Annotated in this window: 17 protein-coding genes; 13 read left to right on the forward strand and 4 right to left on the reverse strand. The window is 68.5% G+C overall.

Annotation, left to right across the window (positions count from 1 at the left end; all coding sequences use genetic code 11):
• Positions 1-9 precede the first annotated feature (9 nt).
• Positions 10-1050 carry an alpha/beta hydrolase gene (locus ACWEFV_RS01760; protein WP_135453727.1) on the reverse strand — a complete coding sequence of 347 codons (1041 nt, stop codon included), beginning with the start codon at positions 1048-1050 and terminating at the stop codon, positions 10-12.
• A 571-nt stretch (positions 1051-1621) separates the two neighbouring features.
• On the opposite strand from ACWEFV_RS01760, the gene mqo reads away from it, so the two are divergent.
• Genes mqo through ACWEFV_RS01805 form a run of 9 tightly spaced genes read left to right on the forward strand, consistent with a single transcriptional unit; the run spans position 1622 to position 12765 of the window.
• On the forward strand, positions 1622-3061 hold the full coding sequence (gene mqo / locus ACWEFV_RS01765; protein WP_450069251.1) for a malate dehydrogenase (quinone): 1440 nt from the start codon (positions 1622-1624) through the stop codon (positions 3059-3061).
• Between the two features lie 13 nt (positions 3062-3074).
• Entirely contained in the window at positions 3075-3560 is a 486-nt protein-coding gene (locus ACWEFV_RS01770) for a GNAT family N-acetyltransferase (protein WP_135453729.1), read from the forward strand.
• Positions 3561-3594: 34 nt separating this feature from the next.
• Positions 3595-5466 carry a magnesium chelatase subunit D family protein gene (locus ACWEFV_RS01775; protein WP_450068864.1) on the forward strand — a complete coding sequence of 624 codons (1872 nt, stop codon included), beginning with the start codon at positions 3595-3597 and terminating at the stop codon, positions 5464-5466.
• 34 nt (positions 5467-5500) lie between these two features.
• Positions 5501-6115 carry a cob(I)yrinic acid a,c-diamide adenosyltransferase gene (gene cobO / locus ACWEFV_RS01780; protein ID WP_450068865.1) on the forward strand — a complete coding sequence of 205 codons (615 nt, stop codon included), beginning with the start codon at positions 5501-5503 and terminating at the stop codon, positions 6113-6115.
• 13 nt (positions 6116-6128) lie between these two features.
• Complete coding sequence (locus ACWEFV_RS01785; protein WP_450068866.1) at positions 6129-7490, forward strand: cobyrinate a,c-diamide synthase; 1362 nt, start codon at positions 6129-6131, stop codon at positions 7488-7490.
• A 19-nt stretch (positions 7491-7509) separates the two neighbouring features.
• Positions 7510-8730, forward strand: coding sequence for a uroporphyrinogen-III C-methyltransferase (cobA, locus tag ACWEFV_RS01790; RefSeq protein WP_135453732.1), 1221 nt, complete (start codon positions 7510-7512; stop codon positions 8728-8730).
• A gap of 33 nt (positions 8731-8763) precedes the next feature.
• Positions 8764-10284, forward strand: a complete 1521-nt coding sequence (locus ACWEFV_RS01795; protein ID WP_135453733.1) for an MFS transporter — start codon at positions 8764-8766, stop codon at positions 10282-10284.
• A 21-nt stretch (positions 10285-10305) separates the two neighbouring features.
• Positions 10306-10980 (forward strand): VOC family protein, encoded by a 675-nt coding sequence (locus ACWEFV_RS01800; protein ID WP_450068867.1) that lies wholly within the window; start codon positions 10306-10308, stop codon positions 10978-10980.
• Between the two features lie 24 nt (positions 10981-11004).
• Positions 11005-12765, forward strand: coding sequence for a proline--tRNA ligase (locus ACWEFV_RS01805; RefSeq protein ID WP_450068868.1), 1761 nt, complete (start codon positions 11005-11007; stop codon positions 12763-12765).
• Positions 12766-12835: 70 nt separating this feature from the next.
• On the opposite strand, the gene ACWEFV_RS01810 is transcribed toward ACWEFV_RS01805, so the two are convergent.
• The 3 genes from ACWEFV_RS01810 to ACWEFV_RS01820 form a co-directional block, all read right to left on the reverse strand.
• Complete coding sequence (locus tag ACWEFV_RS01810; protein ID WP_135453736.1) at positions 12836-13456, reverse strand: antibiotic biosynthesis monooxygenase; 621 nt, start codon at positions 13454-13456, stop codon at positions 12836-12838.
• Between the two features lie 146 nt (positions 13457-13602).
• On the reverse strand, positions 13603-14082 hold the full coding sequence (locus ACWEFV_RS01815; protein WP_450068869.1) for a ferritin-like domain-containing protein: 480 nt from the start codon (positions 14080-14082) through the stop codon (positions 13603-13605).
• The gene (locus tag ACWEFV_RS01820; protein ID WP_450068870.1) at positions 14079-14603 is read right to left on the reverse strand and encodes a hypothetical protein; all 525 of its coding nucleotides are present in this window, start codon (positions 14601-14603) and stop codon (positions 14079-14081) included. Before ACWEFV_RS01820 ends, ACWEFV_RS01815 begins: the two co-directional genes overlap by 4 nt.
• Before the next feature lie 208 nt (positions 14604-14811).
• Between ACWEFV_RS01820 and rimP the strand changes: the two genes are divergently transcribed.
• From rimP to infB, 4 genes are all read left to right on the forward strand, one after another.
• Positions 14812-15357 carry a ribosome maturation factor RimP gene (rimP, locus tag ACWEFV_RS01825; RefSeq protein WP_135459973.1) on the forward strand — a complete coding sequence of 182 codons (546 nt, stop codon included), beginning with the start codon at positions 14812-14814 and terminating at the stop codon, positions 15355-15357.
• Positions 15354-16382, forward strand: a complete 1029-nt coding sequence (nusA, locus tag ACWEFV_RS01830) for a transcription termination factor NusA (protein WP_090512613.1) — start codon at positions 15354-15356, stop codon at positions 16380-16382. Before rimP ends, nusA begins: the two co-directional genes overlap by 4 nt.
• 168 nt (positions 16383-16550) lie before the next feature.
• Positions 16551-16784 carry a YlxR family protein gene (locus ACWEFV_RS01835; RefSeq protein WP_286175279.1) on the forward strand — a complete coding sequence of 78 codons (234 nt, stop codon included), beginning with the start codon at positions 16551-16553 and terminating at the stop codon, positions 16782-16784.
• A gap of 102 nt (positions 16785-16886) precedes the next feature.
• On the forward strand, positions 16887-19712 hold the full coding sequence (gene infB / locus ACWEFV_RS01840) for a translation initiation factor IF-2 (RefSeq protein ID WP_135453741.1): 2826 nt from the start codon (positions 16887-16889) through the stop codon (positions 19710-19712).
• Positions 19713-19715 lie beyond the last annotated feature (3 nt).

Genomic DNA, 19715 nt, shown 5'->3' on the forward strand with positions numbered 1-19715 from the left:
GTGCGCTCCCTATCCGGAAGGTGTTGTGCTCGGCCGGGTTTGCAGGCTCAGGTAGTAGTCCAGCCAACGGTCGAGCTCGCGGTAGGCATCCGCGCGGGCGTCGGCCACTGACAGGAAGACGTCGTGCTTGGCGTCGGTGATCGGAGCCACCGTGGTGTGGTTACCCACGCAACCCGACCACCGCGCGATCTGACGGACGTCGAGCACGGCATCGCCGCGCTGCATCGCTGCCGGATCGGAGGATTCGGTGACGCTGCGGTCCGAACGCAGGATCAGATTCGGGACGCCGACGTCCAGGCCGCGGTGCAGGCGGGCCTGTCCGCGGCGGATCGCGTTGATCCACCCGAGGGTGACGGGGAAGCCCCCCAACGGTTTCCAGTCCAGGTTGTAGTCGAACTCGCCGCCGTACTCGCGGTGCAATGTGGTGCCGTAACCGCCTTCGGTGGGTTTTCGGATCACCGACAGCTTGCGCAGCCGGGCCAGCGCGATCAGGGCGGCCGACGTGGGCGCGGTGCGCAGGATCGCCGGTCCGTGCAGATCGAAGAACGGGCTGTTGAGGACCAGTCCACCGACGTGATGGGTGGCCAATCGGCCGCTTCGGCGCAGCCGGTCGGCGAACAACGTCAGGATCAGTCCGCCCGCCGAATGCCCGTACAGGCACACCGTGGCGTTGCCGGTGTCGGCGGCGATGACCGCCAGGGCCCGCTCGAGTTCGGTGTCGTAGCGCGCCAGATCGGTGGTGAAGTGCGGGGTCTGGCCGCCGTGGCGGGAGCGTCCGCACTTGGGCAGGTCCAACGCGTAGAACGAGAAGCCGCGATCGGCGAATCGATCGGCGAGTTCGGTGTGGAAGAAGTAGTCGGTGTAGCCGTGCAATGCCAGTACGGCGTGGCCAGACCCGCCCTGCCCGTCTGGTGCCGCCGCGCCCGGACCCCGGCGTACCAGCGTGGCGACCAGGTCGCCTTCGCCGTCGGGATCGGGTCCTGCGTCGATGGTCTGTTGCCAGAACCCCGGCAATACATCCGGCTCCCAGGCGGGCTCCCGTGACGTCACGGTTCCACCCTAACCGCGCCCCGAAAATCAGCGCCGTGACGAGGCCGGGAGTGCACATGCTGCGGACAGAAGCCGGAGACTGCCTCCGGTAAATACCCTCCGGTAAATAAGTGGACGCAGTCTCCGGTTGTCGGGGTGGGCCGAGAGGATCGATGAGCAGGCCGGTGTCCAACGCCGGTCCGCGACGGTTGCGGGTCGATGCCGCCCCGCGACCACCAGCCACTTCTCACCGCTGCTGTTCGCCCGGGACGGTGTCTCGATCTTGGTCGACGAGGTGGCCCGGGCGCGGCTTGGGTGGCCGGCCGCCGGGAATCGCCTGGGTCGGCCAGCAACCAGATCGGAGGCGAGAACCAGCGCGTCCGACTGGTTCGGCTGCTCATCGACGGGCGGCGGGTGACGGATAGCACTACCATGCCTGGCCAACCGGGATTCGTCGCGCGATAACCTTGGAATCACAGAAAGCCGTCGACGTCGACGGGCCGCGCAATACAAAGGACGAGCGATCAGGGTGTCTGAGGCAAACGTGGGTACGACCGTGAAGACAGACGTCGTGCTGGTTGGGGCCGGCATCATGAGCGCAACCCTTGGCGCGCTGATCCGGCTGCTGGAGCCGGACTGGTCCATCACCATGATCGAGCGGCTCGACGGTGCCGCTGCGGAGAGCAGCGATCCGTGGAACAACGCAGGCACCGGGCATTCGGCGCTGTGTGAGCTGAACTACACCCCCGAGCGCTCCGATGGCTCCATCGACACCACCAAGGCCATCAACGTCAACGAGCAGTTCCAGGTGTCACGGCAGTTCTGGGCCTACGCCGCCGAGAACGGCGTGCTGCCCGACGTACGCGGCTTCCTCAACCCGATCCCGCACGTCAGTTTCGTGCACGGCGCGGGCAACGTCGATTACCTCAAGCGCCGTCACGAGGCGCTCGTCGCCAATCCGCTGTTCGCCACGATGGAATTCATCGACGACAAGGACGAATTCGCCCGCCGGCTGCCCTTCATGGCCGCCAAGCGTGATTTCTCCGATCCGGTCGGTCTGAACTGGTCGCAGAACGGCACCGACGTCGACTTCGGTGCGTTGTCGCGCCAGCTGATCGGTTTCACCGCGCAGCGCGGAATGGACACCCTGTTCGGCCACGAGGTGCGCAACCTGCGCAAGGAGTCGGACGGAACCTGGACGCTCAAGGTGACCAACCGGCGCACCGGCCTCAAGCGCAAGTTCAATGCCAAGTTCGTGTTCGTCGGCGCCGGCGGCGGTGCACTGCCGTTGCTGCAGAAGTCGGGCATCCCGGAGGCCAAGGGCTTCGGCGGTTTCCCGGTCGGCGGCGCGTTCCTGCGGACCAACAACCAGGTGCTGACCGCGGGCCACCAGGCCAAGGTGTACGGACTGCCGCCGCTGGGGGCCCCGCCGATGTCGGTGCCGCACCTGGACACCCGCGTGATCAACGGCAAGTCGTGGCTGCTGTTCGGTCCGTTCGCCGGCTGGACGCCGAAGTTCCTCAAGCAGGGCAAGTTCACCGACCTGCCGTTGTCGGTCAAGCCCAACAACATCATGTCCATGCTCGGTGTCGGACTCACGGAGATGGGGCTGGTCAACTACCTGGTCGGCCAGCTGCTGCTGAGTGAGGCCGCGCGAGTTGACACCCTGCGTGAATTCGCGCCCAGCGCAGTCGATTCCGACTGGGAGCTGGACATTGCCGGGCAGCGTGTGCAGGTCATCCGGCGCAAGGGCGCGGGCGGTGTGCTTGAATTCGGTACCACCGTGCTCACGGCGGCCGACGGCAGCATCGCCGGTCTGCTGGGCGCCTCGCCCGGCGCGTCCACCGCGGTGCCGGCCATGCTCGACGTGCTGGAGCGCTGCTTCACCGATCGCTACCAGAGCTGGTTGCCCAAGCTCAAGGAGATGGTCCCGTCACTCGGTACCAAGCTGTCGAACGAACCTGGCCTGTTCGACGAAGTCTGGGCGTGGGGTACCAAGGCGCTCAAGCTGGACGATCCTGTGACCGCGTGACCGGAGCGGGCGGATGACGGTCGCATTACGCCGCAGTTGGGCCAAAGACCTCGACGTGCCAACGCTTTACGAGCTGCTCAAGCTCCGTGTCGAGGTGTTCGTGGTGGAGCAGGCGACTCCCTACCCTGAGCTCGACGGCCGGGATCTGCTTGCCGAGACCCGTCACTTCTGGTTGGAAAGCCCCGCCGGAGAAGTCATTTCGACGTTGCGGCTGATGGAAGAGCATCCCGGCGGGGAGAAGGCGTTCCGGATCGGCCGGGTGTGCACCAAACGCAGTGCTCGGGGCAGTGGGCACACCACCCGGCTCATGCAGGCGGCACTGGCCGAGGTCGGCGACTACCCGTGCCACATCAATGCCCAGACCTACCTGGTCGACATGTACGGTCGGCACGGATTCGTCCGCGACGGCGACGAATTCCTTGATGACGGAATCCCGCATGTGCCGATGGTGCGTCCCGGGGCCCGACCCGACGAGCGCTTGCGCGAGGAGCCGATGTGACGAGAGAGCGAATCTTCCTGATGGCGGCCCTGAGATGACGGTGGAGACCCACACGTATCCGTTCAGCGCTCTGGTGGGGCAGGACCGGCTACGCCTGGCCTTGCTGCTGTGCGCAGTCCATCCGGAGATCGGCGGGGTGCTGATCCGCGGCGAGAAGGGGACGGCGAAATCCACGGCGGTACGCGGCCTGGCCGCGGTGCTGTCCGCGGTCGACGACGACGCCCGCCTGGTCGAACTGCCGATCGGTGCCACCGAGGACCGGGTGGTCGGTTCACTGGACCTGCAGAAGGTGCTCCGTGACGGCGAGCATGCCTTCTCGCCCGGCCTGCTGGCCCGCGCCCACGGCGGCGTGCTCTACGTCGACGAGGTCAACCTGCTGCACGACCATCTGGTCGACGTGCTGCTCGATGCCGCTGCGATGGGTCGCGTACATGTTGAGCGCGAAGGGATTTCGCACTCGCACGAGTCCCGCTTCGTTCTGATCGGCACCATGAATCCCGAGGAAGGCGAGTTGCGTCCGCAGTTGCTGGACCGATTCGGGCTCACCGTGGACGTGGCCGCCTCGCGTGACGTCGACGTACGTGTCGAGGTGATCCGGGCCAGGATGGCGTTCGAGGCCGACCCGCGGGCGTTCGTCGATCGTCATGCGGCTGCCGACGCCGAGTTGGCCGATCGGATTATCGCGGCCCGGGCCGCGATCGGCTCGGTGGTACTGCCCGACGCCGAACTGCGCCGTATCGCCGCCCTGTGCGCGGCATTCGACGTCGACGGGATGCGCGCTGATCTGGTGGTCGCGCGCACCGCCGTCGCCCATGCCGCCTGGCGCGGCGCCACCACGGTTGCCGAAGAGGACATCCGGGTGGCTGCCGAGCTGGCACTGCCGCACCGGCGCCGCCGCGATCCGTTCGACGATCCGGGCCTGGATCCCGAGCGACTTGAAGAAGCCATGCAGCAGGCGGGGGAGTCCGCCGAGCAGTCGGGTCACGACGCCGAGCCGTCTGATCCGGACTTCGACCCCGACTTCGACCCGCCCGGGGGTGGGGCCGATGCGGGTTCCGAAAGTGCCGCGCCGCAGGGTAATTCGAAATCAGCCACCCGTCCGAGTGCCCCGCCGTCGGCGGTGTTCCGGACCAGGGCGCTGGTGGTGCCCGGGGTCGGCGAAGGTGCCCCCGGTCGCCGTTCGCGGGCCCGCAACCGCACCGGCACGCCGATCGCGGCCACCGCCGAACCCGGCAGTGGGCACGGGCTGCACATGTTCGCCACCCTGCTCGCCACCGCGGGCCGCCAACAGGGGGCGGGCCTGCCGCGACCCCGCCCCGAAGACATCCGGCGCGCGGTACGTGAAGGCCGCGAAGGCAATCTGGTGATCTTCGTCGTCGATGCCTCCGGGTCCATGGCCGCCCGCGATCGGATGTCAGCCGTCACCGGAGCAACGATGTCGCTGCTGCGTGATGCCTACCAGCGTCGGGACAAGGTCGCGGTGATCACGTTCCGGCAGCAGGATGCCCGCGTGCTGCTCCCGCCCACGACGTCGGTGCACATCGCGAGCCGCCGGCTGGCCCGGTTCGACACCGGGGGCAAGACCCCGCTGGCACAGGGCCTGCTGGCCGCCCGCGATCTCGTCGTCCGGGAGAAAGCCCGTGACCGCGCCCGGCGCAGCCTGGTGGTGGTGCTCACCGACGGCCGCGCCACCGGGGGCCCCGATCCGTTGGGCCGTACCAGGCAAGCGGCGGCCGCGTTGGTGGCCGAGGGTGCCGCCGCCGTGGTGGTCGATTGTGAAACATCGTTCGTGCGACTCGGATTGGCCGGGCAACTGGCCGAACAGCTGGGATCACCTGCGGTACGGCTCGAGCAGTTGCGTGCGGCCGAACTGACCCGGCTCGTGCAGCACCAGACCGCCGCCTAGCCGGCCCGAGACTCTGCGCAGGAAGGACCCGACCATGCCACAGGGACAGCCGCTGACCGTTCCCGACGACGGCCTGACCACCAAGGCCCGCCGCAATGCGCCGCTGCTCGCGGTGCACACCGGGCCGGGGAAGGGAAAGTCGACCGCGGCCTTCGGGATGGCGCTGCGGGCGTGGAACCAGGGCTTCTCGGTGGCGGTGTTCCAGTTCGTCAAGAGCGCGAAGTGGAAGGTCGGGGAGGAGGCCGTATTCGGTCAACTCGGCCGGCTGCACGATGAGCACGGTGCCGGCGGGCCGGTGGAGTGGCACAAGATGGGCTCGGGTTGGTCCTGGACGCGCAAGCACGGCAGCGACGTCGACCACGCGGCGGCGGCCGCCGACGGCTGGGACGAGATCAAACGCCGCCTGGCCGAAGAGCGCCACGACTTCTACGTACTCGACGAGTTCACCTATCCGCTCAAGTGGGGCTGGGTTGCCGTTGACGAAGTAGTCGAGGTGCTCCGCACGCGTCCGGGCACCCAGCACGTGGTGATCACCGGTCGAGACGCTCCGCAGGCGCTGATCGATGCCGCGGATCTGGTGACGGAGATGACCAAGATCAAGCATCCGATGGATGCCGGCCGTAAGGGCCAGAAGGGCATCGAGTGGTGAGCGCGGTGCGCTGGTGACCACCCCGGCGGTGGTGATCGCCGCACCGGCATCGGGCAGTGGGAAGACCACGGTGGCAACGGGTTTGGTCGGTGCGCTGCGCCAGGCGGGTCACTCGGTGGCGCCGTTCAAGGTCGGCCCGGACTTCATCGACCCCGGCTACCACGCCCTGGCCGCCGGCCGTCCGGGTCGCAACCTGGACCCGGTGCTCGTCGGCGAGGGATTGATCGGCCCGCTCTACCGGCATGGGTGTGCCGGTGCCGACATCGCGGTCGTCGAGGGCGTCATGGGCCTGTTCGACGGTCGTATCGAGGGGCAGATGACCGGCATCCCGCGGGGTTCGGCGGCCCAGGTCGCAGGTCTGTTGGGGGCCCCGGTGGTGCTGGTGGTCGACGCCCGCGGGCAGAGCCACAGCATCGCCGCGCTGCTGCACGGCTTCGTCACCTTCGACCCGGCCGTGCGGATCGCCGGGGTGATCCTCAACCGGGTGGGCTCCGACCGGCACGAGGCGGTGTTGCGCCAGGCCTGTGAACATGCCGGCGTGACGGTGCTCGGTGCCATTCCGCGAGCCGATGAACTATCCGTCCCGTCAAGGCATCTCGGTCTCATCACCGCCGTCGAGCACGGCCGGCAGGCGCGCGACGCGGTGGCTGCGATGACCGCCCTGGTGGGCCGCCACGTCGACCTGTCGACCATCGTCGCCGCCTCGGCTGCCCACGTGACCGCCGAGCCGTGGAGTCCGGTGGCTGAATCGGTGACCAATGTCACGGTGGCGCTGGCCGCGGGTAAGGCGTTCAGCTTCAGCTATGCCGAGCACGCCGAGCTTTTGCGCGGGGCGGGCGCACACGTCGCCGAGTTCGACCCGCTGTCCGAACCCCTGCCCGCCGGCGCCGACGCGCTGGTGCTGCCCGGCGGGTTCCCCGAACAGTTCACCACCGAACTGTCGGCCAACGATCTTGTCCGCCAGCAGATCAGGGACCTGGCCACCCGCGGTGCCCCCGTGCACGCCGAGTGCGCCGGCCTGACCTATCTGGTCGATGATCTCGACGGGGCACCGATGTGCGGTGTGCTGGCCGGTTCGGCACGGTTCACCGAGCGCCTCACGCTGGGCTACCGCGACGCGGTCGCGGTAGCCGATTCCTGCATGCATGCGGCAGGCGATCGCGTCACCGGTCATGAATTCCACCGGACCGCAGTGGAATTCGGCGACGATCTGCCACCGGCCTGGGCCTTTGCCGGCCCCGGGCAGGCGGCTCGGCGGGACGGCGCGGTGCAGCGCGGCGTGCACGCGGGGTACCTGCATACCCACCCCGCGGCACACCCCGAGGCCATCACCCGCTTCGTGACCACAGCAGCAACCTCTAAGCTCGGCGGGTGATCCGCACGCGAGGAGGAATGTGACTTCAGAGAATGCCTACCTCGTCGGCCTGCGCCTGTCGGGCAAGAAGGTCGTCGTTGTCGGCGGCGGAACCGTCGCGCAACGTCGGCTGCCCCTGCTGATCGCCCACGGCGCCGACGTACACGTGATCGCGCGGGCGGCCAGCCCCGCGGTGGAGGCGCTGTCGCACGACGAACCGGGGATCACCCTGCAGCTGCGCGACTTCCGCGCCGGGGATCTCGACGGTGCCTGGTATGTGCTCGCGGCCACCGACGACTCCGAGGTCAACGCCGCCATCGCCGCCGAAGCCGATGAGCGGCGCATCTTCTGCGTTCGCGCCGATGTCGCCCGCGACGGATCCGCGGTGACCCCGGCGACATTCGACTCCGACGGCCTCTCGGTGGGCGTCCTCGCCGGCGGCGAGCACCGCCGTTCGGCAGCCATCCGCACCGCCATCCACGAAGCCCTGCAGCGTGGCCTACTCGCCGCGGACTCCGGTGGGGAGCCGGGGGAGGCGCCCACGGGGGTGGCCCTCGTCGGCGGCGGTCCGGGTGATCCAGAGCTGATCACCGTGCGGGGACGGCGCCTGCTGGCCCGCGCAGACGTCGTGGTCGCCGACCGGTTGGCCCCCCAGGAGTTGCTGGCCGAACTCGGGCCCCATGTCGAGGTGATCGACGCGGCCAAGATCCCCTACGGGCGGGCGATGGCGCAGGAGGCGATCAACCAGGTTCTGGTGGACCGGGCCCGTGCCGGAAAGTTCGTCGTCCGTCTCAAGGGAGGCGATCCGTTCGTCTTCGCCCGCGGCTACGAAGAGGTCCTCGCGTGCACCGAGGCCGGCATCCCGGTCACCGTGGTTCCGGGTGTGACAAGTGCCATATCGGTACCCGCATTGGCCGGGGTTCCGGTCACCCACCGAGGCATGACCCACGAGTTCGTGGTCGTAAGCGGTCATGTTGCGCCCGGCCACCCCGAATCGTTAGTGAATTGGGATGCGCTGGCGGCGATGACCGGCACGATCGTGCTGCTGATGGCCGTCGAACGCATCGAGCTGTTCACCAAGGCGCTCTTGGATGGCGGCCGACCTGCGGATACGCCGGTCCTGGTGGTGCAGCACGGCACCACTGTCGCCCAGCGCACCCTGCGGGCCACGCTCGGCGACGCGCCCGAGAGGATTCGTGCGGACGGCATTCGACCTCCGGCGATCATCGTGATCGGACCTGTGGCTGCCTTCGGCGGTTAAAGGATTCTTAAGATTCCGGTAAGGTGACCCGTTATGACGGCTCTCAACGACGCCGAGCGCGAGGGTCTTGCGGCCCGGCTCCCGTCCTGGTTCCCGTCCTGGGGCTTCCTTTCCGCGGTCATCGCGATCGGCGGCATGCAGCTGCTGGCCACGATGGACAGCACGGTCGCGATCGTCGCGCTGCCCAAGATCCAGGACGAGCTCGGCCTGTCCGACGCTGGACGTAGCTGGGTCATCACGGCCTATGTGCTGACCTTCGGCGGGCTGATGCTGCTCGGTGGACGGCTCGGCGACACCATCGGCCGCAAGCGCACCTTCATCGTCGGTGTCGCGTTGTTCACCATCGCCTCGATCCTGTGCGGTATCGCCTGGAACGAAGCGACGCTGGTGATCGCGCGACTGCTGCAGGGTGTCGGCGCGGCGATCGCCTCGCCCACGGGGCTCGCGCTCATCGCCACCACGTTCCCGAAGGGGCCGGCCCGCAACGCGGCCACCGCCGTGTTCGGCGCCATGACCGCGATCGGTTCTGTGATGGGTCTGGTCGTCGGCGGTGCCCTGACCGAGGTGTCGTGGCGGTGGGCCTTCCTGGTCAACGTCCCGATCGGGCTGATGATGCTCTATCTGGCCCGCACCGCACTGCGCGAGACCAACCGTGAGCGGATGAAGCTCGACGCCGCCGGCGCCCTGCTGGCGACCCTGGCCTGCACGGCCGCGGTGTTCGCCTTCACCCAGGGACCCGAGAGTGGCTGGTTGGCGCCGATCACCCTGGCCTCCGGGGGAGCCGCGGCGGTCTTCGGTATCGCGTTTCTGATCGCCGAACGCAGCGCCGAGAACCCGGTGGTGCCGTTCGACCTGTTCCACGAGCGCAACCGGGTCGCCACGTTCGCGGCCGTCTTCCTGGCCGGCGGTGTGCTGTTCACCCTCACCGTGCTGATCGGCCTGTACGTGCAGGACATCCTGGGCTACAGCGCCCTGCGCGCCGGTATCGGCTTCATCCCGTTCGTGATCGGTATGGGAATCGGCCTCGGGGCGTCCTCGCAGATCGTGCGGTTCTTCCAGCCGCGCATCGTGGTCATCGCCGGCGGCATCCTGGTGCTCGGCGCCATGCTCTACGGGTCGACGTTGCATGCCGGCATCCCGTACTTTCCGAACCTGGTGCTGCCCATCACCATCGGCGGTATCGGCATCGGGATGATCGTGGTGCCGCTGACTCTGTCGGCCATCGCCGGTGTCGGCTTCGATCAGATCGGCCCGGCCTCGGCCATCGCGCTGATGCTGCAGAGCCTGGGCGGCCCGCTGGTGCTGGCCATCATCCAGGCCGTCATCACCTCGCGCACCCTTTATCTGGGTGGGATCACCGGACCGGTCAAGAACATGGACGGCCCGCAACTGGCCGCACTGGACGCGGGTTACACGTACGGGCTGCTGTGGGTGGCCGCGGTCGCGGTTCTGGTCGGCATTGCGGCGTTGTTCATCGGCTACACCTCCGAACAGGTGGCCCAAGCCCAAGAGGTGAAGGACGCCATCGATTCCGGAGAGCTCGAGCTCGACTGACGGCTTGCCAGGTCGATGCCGATGAACCGCCGGGAGATCTCCGAGGCCGTCGGCCCGCTGGGCTGGCGTCTGGTGCTGGGAGCCATCTACACCGAGGTGCTGGTGCCGTCGATGGCCGACGCGGCGGCCGCGGCCACTCGCGCGGTGCACGCGGCCGGCGCGGATGCGCCGCGACACCTTTCCATCGACATCCGATCCGATCGGGCAATGCTGCGCCTGCGCACGCGTGATGCAGGTGCGGTGACCGAGCGGGACCTGGAACTGGCTCGCGCGGTGTCCCAGACCCTCGCCGTACACGGTTTCGAGCTGACCGCCGGAACCGGAGCGATCCAGGCGGTCGAGGTCGCCATCGACGCCCTCGACATCGGTGCGGTTCGCCCGTTCTGGAAGGCGGTCACGGGCTATATCGATGAACCCTCGGCCGAGCCAGGCTCCTCGGATCTGAACGCCGGGCTCGTCGATCCCTTCGGCCGCGGCCCGGCGATCTGGTTTCAGCAGATGGATGCGCCTCGGCCGCAGAGAAATCGGATCCACCTCGACATCGACGTCACGCACGAGGCGGCGCAGGCTCGCGTCGCCGCGGCCCTGGCGGCCGGCGGCCGCTTGCTCAGCGACCGCCGCGCACCGGCCTTCTGGGTACTGGCCGACGCGGAGGGCAATGAGGTCTGCATCTGTACCTGGCAGGGCCGTGACTGACGACACGCCTTAAGGTTGTCGCCTGTGATCACCCGCATGTCCGAGCTGTTCCTGCGAACCCTGCGTGACGACCCCGCTGATGCCGAAGTCCCCAGCCACAAGCTGCTGATCCGGGCCGGCTATGTCCGTCCGGTCGGCCCCGGCATCTACAGCTGGCTGCCGCTGGGCCTGCGGGTCCTTCGCCGGATCGAGAACATCGTGCGGGAAGAGATGAACGCGATCGGCGGCCAGGAGATCCTGCTGCCCGCACTGCTGCCGCGTGGCCCGTACGAGACCACCAACAGGTGGACCGAATACGGCGACACCCTGTTCCGGCTGCAGGACCGGCGGGGCAACGACTATCTGCTCGGGCCGACGCACGAGGAGATCTTCACGCTGACCGTCAAGGGGGAGTACTCCTCCTACAAGGACTTCCCGGCGATCCTGTACCAGGTCCAGACCAAATACCGCGACGAGGCGCGACCGCGCGCAGGCATCCTGCGGGGCCGCGAGTTCGTTATGAAGGACTCGTACTCGTTCGACGTGGACGACGACGGCCTCAAGAACGCCTACCACGCCCACCGCGAGGCGTACCAGAAGATCTTCGGACGCCTGGGCGTGCGCTACGTGATCGTGTCGGCGGTCTCGGGTGCGATGGGCGGCAGCGCCTCGGAGGAGTTCCTGGCCGAGAGCGAGGTCGGCGAGGACACCTTTGTGCGCTGCCTGGACTCCGGGTACGCCGCCAACGTCGAAGCGGTGATCACCCGGGCGCCGGAGCCACTGCCCATCGACGGGCAGCCCGCGGCGCAGGTGCACGACACCCCGGACACCCCGACCATCGCGACGCTGGTCGACTGGGCCAATTCGGCTGACCTGGCCCAGTTCTCGGGTCGCGAGGTCACCGCCGCCGACACCCTGAAGAACGTCCTGCTCAAGACCCGCGAGCCCGGCGGCGATTGGGAGCTGCTGGCGGTCGGCGTGCCCGGCGACCGTGAGGTCGACGAGAAGCGCTTGGGCGCTGCGCTGGAACCGGCCGAGTTTGCTTTGCTCGACGACGCCGACTTCGCCAGGAACCCGTTCCTGGTCAAGGGTTACGTCGGACCGAAGGCGTTGTTGGACAACGAGGTTCGCTACCTTGTCGATCCGCGCGTGGTGGACGGCACGGCGTGGATCACCGGCGCCGATGCGCCCAACAAGCACGCGGTCGGCCTGGTCGCCGGTCGTGACTTCACTCCCGACGGCACGATCGAGGCCGCCGAGGTCCGCGACGGCGACCCGTCACCCGATGGCGCCGGCGTGCTGAGTTCGGCGCGCGGCATCGAGATCGGTCACATCTTCCAGCTGGGCCGCAAGTACGCCGATGCCTTCACCGCCGACGTGCTCGGCGAGGACGGCAAGCCGGTGCGCCTCACGATGGGTTCGTACGGCATCGGCGTGTCCCGCATGGTCGCGGTGATCGCCGAGCAGCAGCACGACGATCTGGGCCTGCGCTGGCCGAGCGCCGTCGCACCATTTGATGTGCACGTGGTCGTGGCGAACAAGGACGACGTCGCCCGGACCGGAGCGACCGAGCTCGTCGCCGCCCTGGACCGGCTCGGCCACGAGGTGTTGTTCGACGATCGCAAGGCCTCACCCGGCGTGAAGTTCAAAGATGCCGAACTGCTGGGCATGCCGTGGATCGTGGTCGTCGGCCGCGGTTTCTCCGATGGTGTGGTGGAGCTGCGTAACCGGTTCACCGGCGAGAACCGCGAGATCGCCGTGGATGATGCGGCAGCCGAGATCTCGGCGGTACTCACCGCCGGCTGAGCGTGACGGCTCGGAGGTAATGACGATGCCGGTGCGCTGACAGCCGGTCAGCGCACCGGAACGCTCGGGCTCACGCCAACTCGGGCACCCGCAGGTGGGCGAGGGCCAACTCGAACTCGCATTCGTTCAGTTCCTCGGCGCCGACTTCGCGGATCGACGAAGTCTTCAGCGCGCTGGCCTGCTCCTTGCTGCGTTCCATCGCTTCGCGGCTGTCGAACGACGCCGACGACACGCCCCGCCCGGATGCGCGGTCGACCATCAGGCTGGCGCTGCAGAACCCGTCGAGGTCCTCCATCGCGGGCAGCACGGAGGCCTTGTAGTGCTCGATGCCTCCGTCGATCTGGCCCGGCTCCAGCTTGGCCCATGTCGCCCGGACACACGCGCCCTCGTGGGTGCGATGGTCGCGGTGCAGGACGGCGATCTCCCACTCTTCGACGGTTGCGGTGCCCCCGAATGCTTCCACCGCCCCTTCCCTCAGCGGTGCTGCCCGCTCGGCGCTCGCGTGCATCGCATCTTCGGTCTCCCACGCGCTGGTGGCAATGCACCGGCCGGATTCGCGATCGACCAACAACGAGATTCCGACGCAGCCGTCCATCGCCTGCAGCGCGGGCATGACCTCGTCGCGAACATGCGCGATACCGGCATCGATCGACTCGGGTTGCGCCTGGACAGTGGTAGAGCGTGCGTACACGATCCACCCCCTTTGTTCGGGGCGGCGCCCCGGTGGCGCCACCGGTCCGACCTCTACCTTTCGCTCGGCGAGCGGACGTTGCAATGGGCACCGCGGGATCAATTACCGGGTGCAATCAAAGGGGATCCGGAGATCGCCTGCGAGGGTTATTCGCCCCCGCCGGGGAAGGCGACCGTCACCGGCCAGGCGTTCACGATCGCGCGCCACCTGGCGGCGGTGACGGCCGTCTGCGACAGCGCTGCCAGCGCGAAAGTGCGGTCCTCGGTGCTGGCGGCCTGTTCGAGCAGCGCCCGCCAGGCCACCGAGGAGTCCTCCTCCATGCGTATCGCGAGGTTGGCGGCATCGGTCGGATCGTTCACCGGTGCGGGCAACTGATAGCCGGCCGCGGGCAGCGGCGGGGTGACCGAGCGGGCTTCGAGCATGACCATGGCCGATTCGCGACGTGCCCGGTGTTCGGCCATCGCCGTGGCCACCAGGGCGTTGTCCTCGGCCGTCGAATGGGCCGATACCAGCCCGTAGCCGTAGATGGCCCCGTGCTCGACGGCGACGGCATCGAAGAGGGCGGCATCGGCGGCGGTGGTCGGACGGCTGGGCGAAGTGGTCGATCGTGGTCCGGGTGAGGTCACTGTGCACCTCCCAGCGCGACGGTGTAGGCGGCCGTACACGAGGCGGCGATGGATCCGAGTAGGCCGGCGCGGTAACCGGAGAGCGCGCGAGCCAGGCCCGCGGCGCTGTCCGCGGACTCCTTGAGCGCGTTGAGGACGTCGTCGACCCCGGGTGCGGACGTATCGCCCCCGGTACTCGGGCTGGCCTTGGCCGTGCTGCCGGTGGTGCCGGCAGCGGTGCTCGTGGGGGCGGCGCCCGTCATCCTGATCAACTCGTCGGACAACGCCTTGGCATGCGCGGTGCGGTCATTCGCCACGGCGTTCAGGGCCCGGGTCACCGCTGCCTGCGGAGACTGGGCGGCTGCCACATCGGCAGCCAGCGCACTGTCGGCACGCGCGCGGTCCCACTGCTCGGTCAGGTCGTCCACTTCGGGCTGAGGCGTCGTCGTACCGCAGGCGGCGGCGGTGGCGCCCAGCAGGGCAAGGGCCGCGGCCGAGAGCAGTACGCGCCGCCGGCTGATGTCTGCATGGGCGCTCGGCACGTGAACATCCTGCCATTGCTCGGGAACCGGCCTGACGCGGCGCCGAGCGGTCGGCCGGCGCCGGTGCGACCACATTCGCCACGCACCAGATTTCGATTGGCGGTTGCTGCGGCGCGCCTGGCGTATCGTGAATAGGCGATTCCAGGGCCGATCCAGGTGGCTGGCCCTGGGATTTGTGTCGGAGACAATTCAAGATGAGGAGCTCGCCGTGGCACCGGATCCAAAGTTGCGGTCTGCGGATTTGCCGTCGCAGACGCAGGTGATCGAGCTACTAGGTGGCGAGTTCGCGCGCGCCGGTTACGAAATCGACGATGTCGTGGTCGACGCATCGGCTCGTCCAGCCCGCATCACCGTGATCGCCGACGGCGACGATGGCCTCGATCTCGATTCCCTGGCTGCGCTGTCGCGGACGGCCGCGGAGCTGCTCGACCAGCTCGCGCAGGGCGACACGCCGTATGTGCTCGACGTCACCTCGCCGGGTGTGGACCGGCCGCTGACGCAGGCAAAGCATTTCCGGCGCGCCCGTGGGCGCAAGGCTGAGTTGACTCTGGCCGACGGCACGGTATTCACCGGCAGGCTCGGGGAAACCGACGGCACAGTGCTGAAAGTCGTGGTGCCAGAAGGGCGGGATCTGACCGTCCGCGAGCTCGCTCTTACTGATATCGCCAAAGCTGTTGTGCAAGTGGAGTTTTCACCTCCAAACCGACGTGAACTGGAACTGTCGGGAGAAACCGGAAAGGGGGCCGGGGAATGAACATCGACATGGCGGCGCTGCATGCCATCGAAGCGGACAAGGGCATCACCGTCGACGTGGTCGTCGAGACCATCAAATCGGCATTGCTCACCGCGTATCGACACACCGAAGGGCATGAGCCCGACGCGCGCATCGACATCGATCGCAAGACCGGTGTGGTCAAGGTGATGGCCCGTCAGACCGATGCCGACGGCAACGTCCTGCATGAATGGGATGACACGCCAGAGGGATTCGGCAGGATCGCGGCGACCACCGCCCGGCAGGTGATCTTGCAGCGGTTGCGCGATGCGGAGAACGAGAAGACCTACGGGGAGTTCGCGGCGCACGAGGGCGACATCGTCGCCGGGGTGATCCAGCGCGATGCCCGGGCCAATGCCCGCGGACTGGTCGTCGTACGGATGGGCAGCGAGACCAAGGGGTCCGAAGGGGTGATCCCCAGCGCCGAGCAGGTGCCGGGGGAGCGCTACGAACATGGCGACCGGCTGCGTTGCTACGTCGTCGGCGTCACCCGGGGGGCGCGTGAGCCGTTGATCACGCTGTCCCGCACTCATCCGAACCTGGTTCGCAAGCTGTTCTCCCTGGAAGTGCCCGAGATCGCCGACGGGTCCGTGGAGATCGTCGCGGTGGCCCGCGAGGCCGGGCACCGGTCCAAGATCGCGGTGGCCTCGCGGGTGCCCGGGCTGAACGCCAAGGGGGCGTGCATCGGCCCGATGGGCCAGCGGGTGCGCAATGTGATGAGCGAATTGTCTGGCGAGAAGATCGACATCATCGACTACGACGAGGACCCCGCGCGTTTCGTCGCCAACGCCCTGTCGCCTGCCAAGGTGGTGTCCGTGTCGGTGATCGACGAGGCCGCGAGGGCGGCGCGGGTGATCGTCCCGGACTTCCAGCTTTCCCTGGCGATCGGCAAGGAAGGGCAAAACGCCAGGTTGGCGGCCCGCCTCACCGGTTGGCGGATCGATATCCGCAGCGATGCGGCGCCGCAGCCAGACCATGACGTCCGGCCGGGGGCGGTACACGATTGACAGTAGTGACCGGCGTTTCGGACCACAGCCCTCGGGGCGGTAGACTCAGCCGTGATCCAGCGCGAGACTCCGGCTCTGACGCATCGAAGCACCTCCGACACCTCTGTCGGACCAGTGCGGACCTGCATCGGATGCCGGAAGCGAGAGTTGGCCGCCGAGTTGCTCCGAGTGGTCGCGGTAACCGACGGGAATGGGACGCGTTCCGTAACCGTTGATACCGCGGCAAGCCTGCCAGGACGTGGTGCGTGGCTGCATCCCGACCAGCAGTGCCTGCAGGTAGCAGTGAAGCGGCGAGCCTTCGTCCGAGCGTTGCGACTCACCGGTTCACCGGATACATCCGCGGTGATCGAGTACGTCGAGGAGATCTCGACGGGTTCGACGCCCCGGCAACAGAACAGGTAGCGAAGAACATGAGCACACCGTGAAGTCCCGATGACCATGCGTCATAGCTAAACCCGAGGCGCGGCGCCTACCACCGCTGTTGCCTCCAGACGAGGAGATGTAGTGGCAGCAGGTAAGGCCCGTGTACACGAGTTGGCAAAGGAACTCGGTGTCACCAGTAAGGACCTCTTAGCCAAGCTCAAGGAGCAAGGCGAGTTCGTCAAGTCGGCGTCCTCCACCGTGGAGGCGCCGGTCGCGCGTCGGCTGCGCGAATCGTTCGGCGCAAAGGCCGGCGGTAAGAAGCCCGAAGACAAGCCCCGTCCGCAGGGCGGAGCCGCGCCCGCGGCACCCAAGCCCGGTGCTCCCAGCCCGGCGACGGCGGCCAAGCCGGCTCCGGCCAAGCCCGCCGCGCCCGCGGCTCCGGCGGTCGAACCCCAGGCTCCGGCCGCTGAGGCCGCGCCGGTCACCCCGGCCCGGCCCGCAGCACCCAAGCCCGCCGCTCCGCAGCCCCCGGCTGCACCGAGTGCACCTGCCGCCGCGGCGCCCAGCGCCCCGGCAGCACCGGCTCCGGGTGCTACGCCCGGTCCGCGGCCCACTCCCGGAGCCACACCCGGCCCGCGTCCGGGCCCGGCTTCAGGCGCCCCGAAGCCTGCCCCGCGCGCTCCGCGCGTCGGCAACAACCCGTTCTCCTCGCAGCAGCCTGTCGAGCGGCCCATCCCGCGTCCGCAGCCGCGGCCCGGTGCCCCGCGTCCCGGCGGCGGCCCGCGTCCGTCGCCCGGCAACATGCCGCCGCGACCGGCAGGCGCCGGTGCTCCGGGTCGTGGTGGCCCACGCCCCGGCCCGCGTCCCGGCGGTGGCCCCCGTCCCGGCGGTGCCGGTCAGGGTGCTCGTCCCGGTGGTGCCGGCGGCGGCGGTAACTACCGCGGCGGTGGCGCCGGCGGCGGTGCCGGCGCAGGCGGAGCGGCTGCCGGTGGTTTCCGCGGTCGCCCCGGTGGTGGTGGCGGCGGTGGCCGTCCCGGCCAGCGCGGTGGCGCGGCCGGTGCGTTCGGTCGTCCCGGCGGTGCCCCCAAGCGTGGCCGTAAGTCGAAGCGGGCGAAACGCGCCGAATACGAGAACATGCAGGCGCCGGTCGTCGGTGGCGTGCGGTTGCCCAAGGGCAACGGCGAGACCATCCGGCTGGCCCGCGGCGCATCGCTGAGCGACTTCGCCGAGAAGATCGACGCCAACCCGGCCGCACTGGTCCAGGCGCTGTTCAACCTCGGTGAGATGGTCACGGCGACCCAGTCGGTCGGCGACGACACCCTGGAGCTGCTCGGCAGCGAGATGAACTTCAAGGTGCAGGTCGTCTCGCCCGAGGACGAGGACCGCGAACTCCTGCAGTCCTTCGATCTCACCTACGGCGAGGACGAGGGTGACGAGGAGGACCTCGAGTTCCGCCCGCCCGTGGTCACCGTCATGGGTCACGTCGACCACGGCAAGACCCGACTGCTGGACACGATCCGCAACGCCACTGTCCGCGAGGGCGAGGCCGGCGGCATCACCCAGCACATCGGCGCCTACCAGGTCGAGGTCGATCTGGACGGCAACGTCCGGCCGATCACCTTCATCGACACCCCGGGTCACGAGGCGTTCACCGCCATGCGTGCCCGTGGTGCCAAGGCGACCGACATCGCGATCCTCGTGGTCGCGGCCGACGACGGCGTCATGCCGCAGACGGTGGAGGCCATCAACCACGCGCAGGCCGCTGATGTGCCGATCGTGGTGGCGGTCAACAAGATCGACAAGGAAGGCGCCGACCCGGCCAAGATCCGGGCTCAGCTCACCGAGTACAACCTGGTGGCCGAGGAGTACGGCGGCGAGACCATGTTCGTCGACATCTCCGCCAAGCAGGGCACCAACATCGAGGCGCTGCTGGAGGCGGTCGTCCTGACCGCCGACGCATCCCTGGACCTGCGGGCCAACCCGGACATGGAGGCCCAGGGTGTGGCGATCGAGGCGCACCTGGACCGCGGTCGCGGTCCGGTGGCCACGGTGCTCATCCAGCGCGGCACCCTGCGTGTCGGCGACTCGGTGGTGGCCGGCGATGCCTATGGCCGCGTCCGCCGCATGGTCGACGAGCACGGCGACGACGTCGAAGAGGCGCTGCCCTCGCGTCCGGTCCAGGTCATCGGCTTCACGTCGGTGCCGGGTGCCGGTGACAACTTCCTGGTTGTCGACGAGGACCGCATCGCCCGCCAGATCGCCGACCGGCGCAGTGCGCGCAAGCGCAATGCCCTGGCCGCACGCAGCCGTAAGCGGATCAGCCTGGAAGACCTGGATTCGGCACTGAAGGAAACCAGCCAGCTGAACCTGATCCTCAAGGGCGACAACGCCGGTACGGTCGAAGCCCTCGAGGAAGCCTTGATGGGCATCGAGATCGACGACGAAGTGGAGCTGCGGGTCATCGACCGCGGTGTCGGTGGCGTCACCGAGACCAACGTCAACCTGGCATCGGCCTCGGACGCGATCATCATCGGGTTCAACGTCCGTGCCGAAGGCAAGGCGACCGAGCTGGCCAACCGCGAGGGTGTGGAGATCCGGTACTACTCGGTGATCTACCAGGCGATCGACGAGATCGAGAAGGCCCTCAAGGGCATGCTCAAGCCGGTGTACGAGGAGAAGGAGCTCGGCCGCGCCGAGATCCGGGCGATCTTCCGGTCGTCCAAGGTCGGCAACATCGCCGGCTGCCTGGTCACCTCGGGCATCATGCGCCGCAACGCCAAGGCCCGGCTGCTGCGTGACAACATGGTGGTCGCGCAGAACCTCACGGTGTCCTCGCTCAAGCGGGAGAAGGACGATGCCACCGAGGTCCGCGAAGGTTACGAGTGCGGTCTGACGCTGACCTACAACGACATCAAGGAAGGCGACGTCGTCGAGACGTACGAACTCGTCGAGAAGGTGCGTACATAACCG

The organism is Mycobacterium sp. NPDC004974 (genome assembly GCF_053600815.1).

Coding starts and splice junctions, on each gene's coding strand:
- mqo (WP_450069251.1), top strand. CDS start 1,622: ATGAGCGCAACCCTTGGCGCGCTGATCCGGCTGCTGGAGCCGGACTGG.
- ACWEFV_RS01770 (WP_135453729.1), top strand. CDS start 3,075: ATGACGGTCGCATTACGCCGCAGTTGGGCCAAAGACCTCGACGTGCCA.
- ACWEFV_RS01775 (WP_450068864.1), top strand. CDS start 3,595: ATGACGGTGGAGACCCACACGTATCCGTTCAGCGCTCTGGTGGGGCAG.
- cobO (WP_450068865.1), top strand. CDS start 5,501: ATGCCACAGGGACAGCCGCTGACCGTTCCCGACGACGGCCTGACCACC.
- ACWEFV_RS01795 (WP_135453733.1), top strand. CDS start 8,764: ATGACGGCTCTCAACGACGCCGAGCGCGAGGGTCTTGCGGCCCGGCTC.
- ACWEFV_RS01800 (WP_450068867.1), top strand. CDS start 10,306: ATGAACCGCCGGGAGATCTCCGAGGCCGTCGGCCCGCTGGGCTGGCGT.
- nusA (WP_090512613.1), top strand. CDS start 15,354: ATGAACATCGACATGGCGGCGCTGCATGCCATCGAAGCGGACAAGGGC.